Genomic DNA, 12741 nt, shown 5'->3' on the forward strand with positions numbered 1-12741 from the left:
ACAATGAACATACGAATAATGAACTTACGAATACAGCCATACGCGCATTAAGGATAACAATTGATCTGTCTGGATCGGTTTTTTCACATAATCAGATGCTCCGGCCTCAATACATTTGCCGCGATCCTCTTTCATGGCTTTGGCCGTAAGCGCAATAATCGGCAACTTTTCAAACTGCGGGATCTGTCTGATTCGTGTCATCGCTTCATAACCGTCCATCTCTGGCATCATCATATCCATCAGTACCAGATCAAATTCCGGATTTTTGTCCAAAATCTCCAAAGCCTCTCGGCCGTTCTCAGCAAACGTCACATCCATCCGATAGCCTTCAAGAACACTTGAAAGGGCAAATACGTTACGAATATCGTCATCTACAAGTAATATTTTCTTGCCTTCAAACAACGTTTCTTTGTTGTGTAGTTTCTGTAAGATTCGACGCTTGTCTTCCGGCAAATTGGCTTCTACCCGATGCAGGAACAAAGTGGTCTCATCCAGCAGACGTTCCGGTGACTTCACATCTTTGATAATGATGGATTCCGCATATTTGCGCAGCTTCATTTCTTCCTTGGAATCCAGTTCTTTGCCTGTATAAATTATAATCGGCAGATCGTTCAGATATTCATCATCACGAATCTGGTCGAGCAACTCAAAACCGGTCATATCCGTTAACATCAGATCCAGTACCATGCAGTCATAACGCTGGCTGTGTAATTCATTTAACGCCTCACTACCTGTCGACACAGCAGTGATTGCAACATCATCATGACCAATCAATTCAATAATGGCTTTACGCTGAATTTCGTCATCTTCGACGATCAACAGTCGTTTCAATTGATTCTCAGTATATGATTTGATATGCGAGAATGCTTTATCCAGTGAATCCTTGCTCGAAGGTTTTTTCAGATACGCAATGGCACCCATCATCAGACCTTGCTTCATATCATCAATGACTGAAATCACATGAACCGGAATGTGGCGTGTTGCCGAACTGCTCTTCAGCTCGCCCAGAATGGTCCAACCATCCATCACCGGCAATTGAATATCCAGGATAATGGCATCCGGCAAATATTGACGTGCCATTTCAAGTCCTTTATCACCTTGAAGGGCAACAAGAGCTTTGAATCCTCTTCCTCTCGCCATATCCATCAAAATATGTGCAAAGTTCACGTCATCCTCAATGATGAGGAGGATTTTGTCACCTTCCATCAGATTCTCCCGATCATCTTCGATCTGCGTGACATCTGGAGTATGGGAAGGAGAAAGATCTGTACCCACGCTACGCTCCGGATCAGGAGAGAGAATGGACTGATGACTTGAAAGCATGGTCCGTGCTTCGATGGACTTTTCATAAAGATCCTCTGAGGAAACAGCCGCTTCTCTTGAAGCACCTTCCTCCGCCAAGGCTTCCTCTTCATGATTATCCGGCAGGTATAAGGTAAAGCAGCTACCTTCTCCCTCGGATGATTCCACCTGTATTGCACCACCAAGCAAACGTGCCAGTTCCCTGCTAATGGACAATCCCAGACCAGTTCCACCGTATTTCCGACTTGTGGTCCCGTCTACTTGCTGGAACGCTTCAAAGATCAGATCCGTCTTGTCCGATGGAATACCAATGCCGGTGTCTTTTACACTGAATCCGAGATATTCCTGATTGGTGTTCATATAACCCGGCAGTTCTTCCGGTTTCATCCGTCGTCCAATTAGACTAACCGAACCTCGATTGGTGAACTTAAATGCGTTCGACAACAAATTCCGTAAAATCTGTTTGACGCGATGGCTGTCGGTGTACACCCATTCCGGTAGATCGCTGTCGAAATCAATATTCAAGTTCAGTTCCTTTTTGTTCGCCATCGGTCCAAAGTTCTGCTGAACAAAGCTGGTCAGCTCTTCCATTCGTACGGTCTCATAATTGATATCCATCTTACCTGCGTCCACCTTGGACAGATCCAGAATCTCATCAATCATCTTCAGCAGATCCGCGCCCGACATGTAGATGGTTTGCGCATATTCCTGCTGTTTGTCAGTCAGATTTCCACCTTTGTTCTCCGACAATAACTGGGACAATATGAGCAGACTGTTCAATGGTGTACGGAGTTCATGTGACATATTCGCTAAAAATTCGGACTTGTACTTGCTTGTCATCGACAGCTGTGTAGCTTGCTGTTCCAACTGTGTCTTCGTTTTCTCAATTTCGTCATTTTTCTCTTCAACTTCACGCACCTGCTCTTCAAGCGCCCGCGTCTTGGCAATGAGTTCCGTATTAAAATGTTCCAGTTCTTCCTGCTGACGCTGTAGCAACTCCTCAGATCGTTTAAGCGCCTCTGTCTGCTCCTCCAGATTCTCATTGGAACGACGAAGTTCTTCTTGCTGTGTCTGCAATTCTTCCGATTGAACCTGCAGTTCCTCAGTCAGTGCCTGGGATTCACGTAGCAGCTCCTCCACACGCAAACGACGTCGAACGTTGTTCAAAATTACGCCCAGGTTCATAATCAGTTGTGTGAATAACTGCTTGTGCAGTTCATTGAAACCTTCAAAGGAAGCCACTTCAACTACACCAATCAGTTCATCTTCAAACACGACAGGATAGATCATGATACCCGCAGCACGTGTTGAGCCTGAAGCTGAACCAATATGCACGTAATCTTCGGGCGTATTTTCCAGAATAATCGGTGTCATATCCAGCGCGGCTTGACCAATCAGGCCTTCCCCGATGCGATACATTTCCTTACCAACATCTTCGTTCTCTTCAAATGCGTATGCACCGTAACGTCTCAGTTCGTCGGGATGTTTCTCCTCATCGATCAGATAGACGACACCCAACTGAGCACCAAGCACAGGTGTGAACTCACTGATAAACATCTGTGAAATTTGGCGAATGGAGCCAATCCCCCGAAGCAGCTCCGGGACTCTTGCGATGTTCGAACTCATCCAGTTTTGATCCTGCTGAGCCTGCACATAAGCCCTCTCGATCTCCAGTTTTTCTTCCAGATCACTGGATACATCCTTGAACACACTGGCAATCTGACCAATCTCATCGGTTGATTTGACCTGTATGCGCCGAATGGTTCGGTAACGCCCTTTACCAAAGCTGGTAATCATCATAGATACAGTGTTCAGACCCCGTGTAATACTCGGCAGCACCCACAGAATGACACCCAATGCAAGCAACAACCCGGCAATCATGATACTTATCGTGATCTGTACTGCTCTCGTATACGCTTCGTTAGCGTTCTTGATCTCAGCATCAATCTCTTGGTCCTGATAACGTGAAAGAGCATTCAAACTATCCACAGTTTCTTTTTGCACCGCGAGTCCTGTTGAATTGCGGTAGTTATTCGCATCTTCTACCCGGTTTTGGGACATCAGGTTGATCTGTCTCGTTGCATAAGATGTATAAGCGGTCCACGCCGTATTCACACGATCCACCAGTTGATGTTCAGGTGCACTGTCTGCCCGGTTTCTCACTTCTGCGAGGTAACCATCCCCCCGATCCTTCATCTCCTTCAGGTCACCCTCAGCAGCATTAATCGAATTGTTCGGATTCAATAACAAGTTAGCCAGCACTTTGGCTATATCATTGACCTCTCCACGTGCAGCAGAAGTGAACCTTACTTTGAGATAACGTTCCTGATACATCTGATCAATCTGTTGATTACTGCTGTTTAACCGTTCATAACTCACAAACGTGAGCACGATCAAAATGGCCATCAGAGCGGTAAAACCAATCAGCAGTTTATTCCTGATCTTCATTCAGCCCCCGCCCCTTTATTCAAAGTAATCCAGACCAGACATTTATCATCATCCCGCTCCTGGGGAATTTCGTCGTCAAAAAACATGGCCTGCATAGCAGCTTCATTCCACTGATGTGAGCCGGTCAGTTTTTCGATCAGGAATTCATGTTGTTCTTCCTGCCCGCCCTGAACAGCTTCCAATAATCCATCCGTATAGAGTGCAATATGCCCGTCACCCTCATAATGGATCGTTTGTGGTTCAATATCCATCTTGTCAAATAAACCAACAGGACAGCAGACGCTGTCAAATGTGGTGACACTGCCGTCGTTTCGGAAAAATAAAGCAGGTGGATGCCCCGCATTAACATAATCAATACGTTTCATCCGTGTATCAACGACCAGATAAATTGCCGTGAAATAATACTGCACCAATTGTTTTTCCAGATGGAGCTGGTTAAAACGACGGTTCAACTCTTGAATGACCTTCTCTGGATCCACATAAGTGGTAACCGTATCTTTCAACACAGAAGCGATAAACATGGTAAACAGGGATGAAGATATCCCGTGTCCCATCATGTCGAGCAGCAGTACTCCGTAACGGCCTTCCCCAAGGGGGTACCAAGAATACAGATCACCCGCAAGCTCAAAGGATGGTTTATAGATGGCATGCACTTGGAACAACGGGTCCCTAATTGCCGGACTTAATACAGCATTTTGGACCATCGCTGCCAACTTGAGCTCATCCTGAATACGTTGATCACGCTCTTTATGCCAATCCTTCTCCTGTTTCAAACGAAGTGCGAGTCGAATTCTGGCCATCAGTTCGACTTTATTAATCGGTTTGGTCACATAGTCAGATGCACCTGCATCCAATGCTTCGGCAAGTTTCTTGGAGTCTCCGATGGCAGTCACCATAATAATCGGTATATCCTTCAGATTCTCAAATTTCTGCACAATACTGCAGGCTTCGATACCGTCCATCTCGGGCATCATCATATCTAGCAAAATCAGGTCAATATCCGACGGTCTTGGACGAAGTTCGTTGCTTTCCTCCCCAATTCCCAACACTTCAAACATTTCCATGGCGGAACTCGCCGTTACAATGTCACGATAGTTTTCTTTTTTCAGAATTTCTCGAATGATAATGACATTCGTCGGATTGTCGTCAACAATAAGTATTCTCATTGATATCTCCTTATCTGTGGCGTCCGGGTTTGTCGATTCTTATTAGGTTAAAACAAACGTTGATTATACAAATTTTGCATACAAAACGGCAGTAGACATAATAATTCCTAGTATAACTATAATCGTAAAAACAAAAAACTTCTATCAGTAAATGGCACCATCGTAGGGGAATATCCCCGCGACTCACCCTGTTTTTGCAGCGTCCTGATCCCGCTTCCAAACTTGCAAAAACATAGATAAGGAATGGGAAAAGCCCCATTCCTTATCTATGTTTTTGATTAAGCATTTTACATAAATGATTCAGAAGCTTGTCCATGTTCAGCAAACTTCAACTTATCGGGTTAATCTTTCTTTTTAGCAATAACGAGTACTTTACCTTTGTCGAGTTCACTCTCGTAGAAGTCCGCTTCGGCTTCGGTAAACCCCATCGAAACAATTTTGGCCCGGAGTTCATCACCACGTGAGCGGAACAGATTCGCCAAGGAATCAAATACGCCTTCTTCCTTTATGCCAATTTCTTTGGCATCTGCTGTATCGGCAATTCGATCTGTACGATCCTTCTCATGGGCGAGAACAAAGATTTGATCAGCAAGGTATCCGGTAATCTGCAATTCTTTCACCGCTTCTACCGCCTGGACTCCGTTTTCTACCACTTTTGCATAAGCTTGCTCATTGGTTGAATTCATCGTTTCCACTCTCCTCTGATTTAATCTTCTGTATCAAGCTACTTAGTATATAACCATACTATATGGGTTTGAAACGATTTGGTAATAACCAATCCTAGGAAACTGTGTCATCAAAAAGATCAATGCCTTCAATCTGATGAGATCCTGACTTCATATATACCTTCAGAGCCTGGTCTCCACGGAGAAACACTTCTCCGTCCTCTGCCACATAATAAGGTTTCCCGAGAGCATGATGGATCGCTTCAATATTCATCTCAATTCTCTTTCCGTTTAACATGATGTGATTCTCAGATGCATCGATATGCACATATTGAATGACATCCGTATCTTCACACAAGCCAACCTTCACATCATGAAAGTGATATTCAGGACATCCCAGATAAGGATCTTCCTGCTTATGCCCCGGCTGGCCCTTATTGGCCAACAAATCATCCATGGTGTCATCCAGAGAAATGCCATTCAGAGTCCGAAAATGCTGGAAAGTCTCGGATCGATCAACAGCCAGAGTTACCTCTGACGCCTTCTCTTCCATTGCCGTCCATTGCATATCGTGAGCAGCGGGTACCGCTGCCGGTTGAACGGAAAAGGGAGAAATTACGCTAAACATCACAAGCAGTAGTTTCATCATGATTCTCACCCTTTCATCAGGTTCATCACCGCTCTGAAGGCCTCTTCATGGTTATAAAGCGGTCATGTTACTTGCGCATCCGTTGCCATACATTCGCTGCAACATCAACATACTTCATCCAGTTTTTCCCGCCCTTAGCTTCACCATTATATGTAGCTTCATAGGATTGCAGGGTACGATCCGTTGATGTAGCAGGCGGTGCAGTTACATGAACCGCTTCAGCATGCTTGGTCTGTTCAGCGTTGTTACGTTTGGTCTGAAATTTCGCCATCAGCGTTGTGGAAACTTGTTTGGCTGCTGCCGTCACTTCATTCAACACTTCTCCCAGATTCTCAACAGATTCCATAACAGGATCAATTTTTTTCATTTTGTGTTGTACATCCACCGTAATATCATTGGCATGTCTTACCGTCTGCTTCACTTCATAACTAAGTTCGTCAATGGTTTTCTGTACCTCCTGCAATGTCTGTGAGACATTGTCCAAAGAACCCTGAGCGGATTTCAAGGTACGAATTAAAAAGAATACCAGTACTGCAAATGCCACTGCAATCAGGGCCACGCTAATTTGATAGATCATAGAAGAACCTCTCTTTCCATATGTGCATCAGTTTGTTATTGCTATAGTTACCCGGCGATTTCCCGGACGAAACAATATTATATATCCCTTCATATATGCCTTCGCTTGGAAAAAAAACCAATGTTTCAAGCGGTTAGCACTCGGTTAAAGTTAGACTACACAAGGCGGTGAGGTGAACACAACTCACTCCACAATCAATTATACGAAAGGATGAATACTTATGTTGAAATGGTCTGTATTATTTCTAATTATTGCACTGGTAGCAGGTATTTTTGGATTCTTCGGTATTGTTGAAGCAGCTGCTTCAATCGCGAAAGTACTCTTCTTCATCTTTGTTGTACTGTTCGTAATCTCCCTGATTACGGGACGTAGCCGAATGCGATAACCTCAGGCTCTGATATGTCTGAGTGTTTACTAAACGATTACATACAAAAGCCGATCGTGCTCCCAAGCCGATTGGCTTTTGTGCGTTCAGGCATAGGTCAACTTTTCTATATTATGTATTGCACTCCCTTCTGCTTTATTCCAATCCGCTCTCGTATGAATCCCAAAAAAAACAGGACCTTTTTGAGATAGCCAACCCGGTTTTATCCCACTGAAGTATGATATTTACAGGCTTTCTATATACCCACATATGAGCCAGTTGACACTGGAGAATGCAAGAAAATATTGTTATAATTTGTGATTCATAAGGGTGCTTGCTTGGTTACTTGTAATCAGGACAACATTTTACATACCTACCGAGGAGGAAAAACAAAATGAAAAAAATCGTAAGTTTTGCCGCTGCTTTAACGTTGATGGGTTCGATGGCTGCCGCTGCGGGTGCGGAGGAAGCGGTTACTGGAACGGTAAATCCGGAAACAGGAACTGAGGCTACAACAACGACAACGACCACAACAACTCCAGCTGTTGAAGTCAACAAACCTGCTGTAGAAACAGTAGAGGGTACTGCTGAGACGGTAACTGGGGCAACCTACGGCACAGATGACAAAATGTTTGAAGAGCCACTCGTAAAACCAGGTGATGAAGTACTGACACCAACGATGTTGCTGAACCTTCTGGAGCGCACTTGGTTCTATGATGCACCTAACGGTAAACCAATCGGTGCATTAGGTTCCCAAGTCATCGATACAACAGGTGAAGTGGTTGATGGATTCGATGGCGGCGAGTGGGTACAAGTATACACTTGGAAAGGCAAAGCGTGGATCCACGTTGCCATTCAATAACATCGTATAATCGTTCTAACGATAAGTAAAGAGGACAGCACGCACAATCGCGGCTGTCCTCTTTTCATTTTCCAAGATGTTCACTCCCTGTTCAAGGGTTCCTTGTGACTTCTTCCGTCTTTGGTTCCACATGTACATGTACATGCATGATGTTATGCGATCGCTTCAACCGCTCTTCAACACGGTCACAGATCTGATGGCCTTCAATCAAGCTTAGGCCTCCGTCCACTTCAATGACTACATCCACAAGTACATGACTGCCGTGCACACGTGCCTTCACGTCCTTGATCATCTCAACACCGGGAACGCGTGCTACGGAGGATCTGAGATCCGTCAGTTCCTTCTGGTCAAATCCGTCGGTAAGACGATGTGTAGAATCCCGAAAAATCTCCCAAGCCGTTTTGCAGATCAACAGACCTACAGCAATGGCAGCTACTTTATCCAGCCATGGAAGTCCAAACTGCGCACCTATAATTCCAATTGCAGCGCCTATGCTGACCCAGGCATCGGAACGATTATCTTTCGCCGCAGCCATCAGAGCCTGACTATTAATTTGTTTTGCCAGACGGTGATTGTAACGGTACACGCCTAACATCACCACAGCACAGACTACAGCCACCGCTGCCGCCCACAGGTTTGGAGCAACAAAGGCTCCTTCATACCAGGAGCGAACGGCTTCAACCAATACTTGCAGCCCAACCATAGCCATAATAAATGAAGCTACCAAAGCAGCAACCGTCTCCGCTCTAAAATGACCATAGGCATGATCCGAATCAGGTGGTTTCTGGGAGATCCGAAGCCCAATCAATACAGCAATGGATGCTACAATATCTGTAAGGTTATTAAAACCATCGGCCAGCAAGGCGCTGGAAGCAAATAAATATCCACAGATCAGCTTAAAAGCGGACAAGACGAGATAGGCTACGATACTAACCCAAGCCCCTCGCTCCCCTTTTCGAATTTCTTCATAAGCGTTCAAACCGGGCGACACCCCTTTAACGTTTCGTATTACGGTTTTTCCATGTTACCAAATGCGGAGCGTGTGGGTCTACAGAAACAGTGTTGCCAGGTTGCATTGCTGTAGGCAAGCCGAAACAAAGTTGCCAGACGGCAGGGCTGTAGTTATTGAGAAAAAATGTTGGCCTGGGTAAAACCAAAGGTTTTGAGCATTTTATCAGGTTGCCCTTGTGGGGCTTTTATAAAACGTATAAAATAGGTACATCCCGTCCAATCTGGACGGCTCACTGTAAGACCGGGAGGGAAATAACGATGAGCGAAAATAACGAACCGAAAAAGGTCAGTTTGCAGGATGCTATACGCCAAAAACTGGCGCAAAAGAAAGAACAAGCAAATTCTGGTAACCAATCCAGCGCCTACTTTGAAGGCGGACCTAAAGCGATGAAGAGTCAAAACAACAAAAAGCCTAACAACCAACGTCGCCGTACTGGTGGATCTTAGGTCTTAAAGCCGCCGAGAAACCATTGAATTACAAAAAGAACCGCAAGCCCTCTTCACAGAGGCTTGCGGTTCTTTGGTGTTCCTATAATCATGTGCCGCAGATGATGCTTAGATTAAGCTTCTACCGGATACATTTTATTGCGCAGTTCTTTAATTTCATCACTTTCCAGATATTCGTCATAGCTCATTTGGCGATCGATGATGCCTGTTGGCGTAATTTCGATAATCCGGTTAGCAATCGTTTGGATGAACTGATGGTCATGGGATGTAAACAGCATTGTGCCGTCAAAGTCAATCATACCGTTATTCAGTGCTGTGATGGATTCAAGATCCAAGTGGTTCGTTGGCTCATCCAGAATCAGTGCGTTTGCACCTGTCTGCATCATTTTCGCCAGCATACAACGAACCTTCTCCCCCCCGGAGAGTACGCTAGCCTTCTTCTGGGACTCCTCACCGGAGAACAGCATACGGCCCAAGAATCCACGCAGATACGTTTCATCCTGATCTTTCGAATACTGACGGAGCCAATCCACGAGAGTGATGTCTACACCGTCAAAATACTGAGAGTTGTCTTTCGGGAAATAAGCCTGAGTCGTAGTTATACCCCAAGTATATTCGCCGCTATCTGCTTCGGTTTCACCCATGAGAATATCAAATAACAGTGATTTGGCATTTCCGTTCGGGCCAACAAATGCAATTTTGTCACCTTTGTTCACCACAAAGCTCACATCATTCAACATTTTCACACCATCGATGGATTTGTCAATACGATCTACCGTCAGCAATTGTTTACCTGCTTCACGTTCAGGCTTGAAGTTGATAAACGGGTATTTACGGTTGGATGGACGAAGGTCATCCAATGTGATTTTGTCGAGTGTTTTCTTCCGGGAAGTCGCCTGTTTGGACTTCGAAGCGTTCGCAGAGAAACGTTGAATAAAGGCTTGCAGCTCTTTAATCTTCTCTTCTTTTTTCTTGTTGGCATCCCGCTGCAGAGCAAGTGCCAATTGGCTGGACTCATACCAGAAGTCATAGTTACCTACGTACATCTGGATTTTACCGAAGTCAATATCTGCGATATGCGTACATACCTTGTTCAGGAAGTGACGGTCATGGGATACCACAATAACGGTACCTTCATAATCCATCAGGAAGTTCTCCAGCCATTGAATGGATTCGAGATCCAAGTGGTTGGTAGGCTCATCGAGCAACAGGTTGTTTGGACGGCCAAACAACGCTTGTGCCAGCAATACACGGACTTTTTCGTTTCCGCTCAGCTCTATCATTTTTTTGTCATGCATGTCACGAACAATGCCAAGACCGATCAGGAGCGCCGCTGCATCTGGTTCAGCATCCCAGCCGTTTTGCTCAGCGAATTCCCCTTCAAGCTCACCTGCACGCAAACCGTCTTCTTCTGTGAAGTCTGCCTTCGCATACAAAGCATCCTTCTCTTTCATGATGGAATACAGACGACTATGACCCATAATTACCGTTTCGAGAACCGGATACTCATCATATTCAAAGTGGTTTTGCTTCAAAACGGCCATACGTTCGCCCGGGGTGATGTGCACCTCTCCCGAGTTGGCTTCAATCTCACCAGACAAAATTTTCAAGAATGTTGATTTGCCGGCTCCGTTGGCGCCGATCAGGCCGTAACAGTTCCCTGGCGTGAATTTGATATTTACATCTTCAAAAAGTGCACGTTTTCCGTAGCGGAGCGTGATGCCGCTTGTACTGATCATTAAGCATACCATCCTTTATTGGTTAATCTGCATACTGCATGAATAGCAAGTTGCGTAAATCATGGATTCAATATCCCGATGCCTATTCTGGCACCATATTATAACACAAAAAAGCGGCAAATTCGAAAATTGGCCGCTTTTTACTTATTAAAGATTTGGTAAATGTACTGTTCATGCAGGCATACCCCTACATTAACATATTTGGCTCACTTTTGTTAGTCCTGTTTACCTTCCTCGTGGTGAATGCGGAGTGTTTCGCCATGACCAAGCACCCGAATCCGCTCTTTACCAATGCCTAAACGTTCACGTTCAACTTCCAGCCGATCCAGCGCTTCCTTGGGCGTATCATCCGCCAGCTTGAATGTGCCGTAATGCATTGGCACCATGAGCTGTGAGCCGGATTCAACGAACCCCTGCAGCGCTTCTTCGGGTGTCACATGCTGAGAAGTCATGAACCATTCCGGATCGTAGGCACCGATGGGCATCAGGGTAACACCAATGTCAAAGCGTTCTCCAATCGTTTTGAAACCCTGGAAGTAACCTGTATCACCCACAAAATACAACACAGGCGGACCGCCTGATGTTTTGAATGTTTCGTTCTTCCCTGATTCCGTGGATGATTCATCCTGATTGCTCGTTGTTGCAACACTTTCCGTTGCTGAAGTCGTTGCCGAATGATTCGATTCCAATACATAACCGCCCCAATGGGACGTATTGGTGTCAAACAACGTTCGGCGCGTCCAGTGCTGTGCAGGAACAAAAGTTATTTTGACTCCGCCAAGTGTCATATGATCCCACCATTTCATCTCCTGGCATCGATGAAATCCTTTGCGAATCATCTTGCGCTTCAGACCATCGGGTACGATGAGCAACGTCTTGGCTGTAATCAGCTTACGCAAGGAAGCCAGATGCAGATGATCATAGTGGGAATGGGATATCAGAATCACATCCAACGGTGGAATATCCTGAATCGGAATGCCGGGGGCACCGAGCCTGCGTTGAAATCCCATTTTTTCGGCCCACACCGGGTCAGTCACGATGTTTAATCCATAATATTGAATGAAAAACGTGGAGTGACCAATCCAGGTAATACTTGTGTCATCCCGGTTGGCATGCAGATAATCCAGTTCAGGCGGGTGTTTGGGCACGGTGTAGGAGTAGTCCTTCACTTTGCTCCGCCGTTGCTCCCTCCATTGTTTGAATTCCTTCAGCGTTTTGTCCGTACTTACATTATCGATATTGTTATAACGGATTTTCGGCATGAAAGGGCCCTCCTCCCTTCCTCATTTCTTAACAACAGATTACCCCAAACGGGAATGGACGTACCAACCAATCAATCCTTTGGGTTCTTATATACGGCCAGATATACAAACAGAAAGACAATAGCAGCCGCAATGATCAGTGGAGGGGCGTACATAATGGTGAATGTCTCAAAAAAGCTCAATCCGGTTATACCGGGTATCCCCGTGACTCCCTCAGTAGATAGTGGGTCCATCAAGGGAGTCATGAGT

General features: G+C 45.3%; 12 protein-coding genes. 3 read left to right on the forward strand and 9 right to left on the reverse strand.

Translation table 11 applies throughout. The annotated features are described in order from the left end of the window. Nucleotides 1-24 precede the first annotated feature (24 nt). The 5 genes from MHI55_RS26495 to MHI55_RS26515 all read right to left on the reverse strand — a co-directional run bounded on the left by MHI55_RS26495 (nt 25) and on the right by MHI55_RS26515 (nt 6807). Complete coding sequence (locus MHI55_RS26495; protein ID WP_076253594.1) at nt 25-3750, reverse strand: response regulator; 3726 nt, start codon at nt 3748-3750, stop codon at nt 25-27. Beyond that, nucleotides 3747-4916 (reverse strand): fused response regulator/phosphatase, encoded by a 1170-nt coding sequence (locus MHI55_RS26500; RefSeq protein ID WP_339185727.1) that lies wholly within the window; start codon nt 4914-4916, stop codon nt 3747-3749. Before MHI55_RS26500 ends, MHI55_RS26495 begins: the two co-directional genes overlap by 4 nt. 341 nt (nt 4917-5257) lie before the next feature. Continuing rightward, a complete protein-coding gene (locus MHI55_RS26505) occupies nt 5258-5602 on the reverse strand; it encodes a general stress protein (RefSeq protein ID WP_017692267.1) in 345 nt (114 codons plus the stop codon). Nucleotides 5603-5696: 94 nt separating this feature from the next. Beyond that, nucleotides 5697-6230: a hypothetical protein gene (locus MHI55_RS26510; protein ID WP_036606978.1), complete on the reverse strand. Its 534-nt coding sequence runs from the start codon at nt 6228-6230 to the stop codon at nt 5697-5699. Between the two features lie 67 nt (nt 6231-6297). Then, nucleotides 6298-6807, reverse strand: a complete 510-nt coding sequence (locus tag MHI55_RS26515; RefSeq protein WP_036606976.1) for a DUF948 domain-containing protein — start codon at nt 6805-6807, stop codon at nt 6298-6300. 220 nt (nt 6808-7027) lie between these two features. On the opposite strand from MHI55_RS26515, the gene MHI55_RS26520 reads away from it, so the two are divergent. Beyond that, nucleotides 7028-7192 carry a DUF1328 domain-containing protein gene (locus tag MHI55_RS26520; RefSeq protein ID WP_017692264.1) on the forward strand — a complete coding sequence of 55 codons (165 nt, stop codon included), beginning with the start codon at nt 7028-7030 and terminating at the stop codon, nt 7190-7192. A gap of 373 nt (nt 7193-7565) precedes the next feature. Continuing rightward, nucleotides 7566-8033 carry a hypothetical protein gene (locus MHI55_RS26525; protein WP_339185723.1) on the forward strand — a complete coding sequence of 156 codons (468 nt, stop codon included), beginning with the start codon at nt 7566-7568 and terminating at the stop codon, nt 8031-8033. 91 nt (nt 8034-8124) lie between these two features. On the opposite strand, the gene MHI55_RS26530 is transcribed toward MHI55_RS26525, so the two are convergent. Next, a complete protein-coding gene (locus MHI55_RS26530; protein WP_036606974.1) occupies nt 8125-9012 on the reverse strand; it encodes a cation diffusion facilitator family transporter in 888 nt (295 codons plus the stop codon). A gap of 290 nt (nt 9013-9302) precedes the next feature. On the opposite strand from MHI55_RS26530, the gene MHI55_RS26535 reads away from it, so the two are divergent. Then, a complete protein-coding gene (locus tag MHI55_RS26535) occupies nt 9303-9491 on the forward strand; it encodes a hypothetical protein (RefSeq protein WP_017692261.1) in 189 nt (62 codons plus the stop codon). Between the two features lie 113 nt (nt 9492-9604). Here the strand turns inward: MHI55_RS26535 and MHI55_RS26540 are convergent, their stop codons facing one another. The 3 genes from MHI55_RS26540 to MHI55_RS26550 form a co-directional block, all read right to left on the reverse strand. Then, nucleotides 9605-11230, reverse strand: a complete 1626-nt coding sequence (locus tag MHI55_RS26540) for an ATP-binding cassette domain-containing protein (protein ID WP_076253592.1) — start codon at nt 11228-11230, stop codon at nt 9605-9607. 215 nt (nt 11231-11445) lie between these two features. Next, nucleotides 11446-12492 carry an MBL fold metallo-hydrolase gene (locus tag MHI55_RS26545; RefSeq protein WP_340387575.1) on the reverse strand — a complete coding sequence of 349 codons (1047 nt, stop codon included), beginning with the start codon at nt 12490-12492 and terminating at the stop codon, nt 11446-11448. A gap of 71 nt (nt 12493-12563) precedes the next feature. After that, nucleotides 12564-12737, reverse strand: a complete 174-nt coding sequence (locus MHI55_RS26550) for a hypothetical protein (RefSeq protein ID WP_340387577.1) — start codon at nt 12735-12737, stop codon at nt 12564-12566. Nucleotides 12738-12741 lie beyond the last annotated feature (4 nt).

The organism is Paenibacillus sp. FSL E2-0151 (genome assembly GCF_037993015.1).
GTDB lineage: Bacteria > Bacillota > Bacilli > Paenibacillales > Paenibacillaceae > Paenibacillus > Paenibacillus amylolyticus.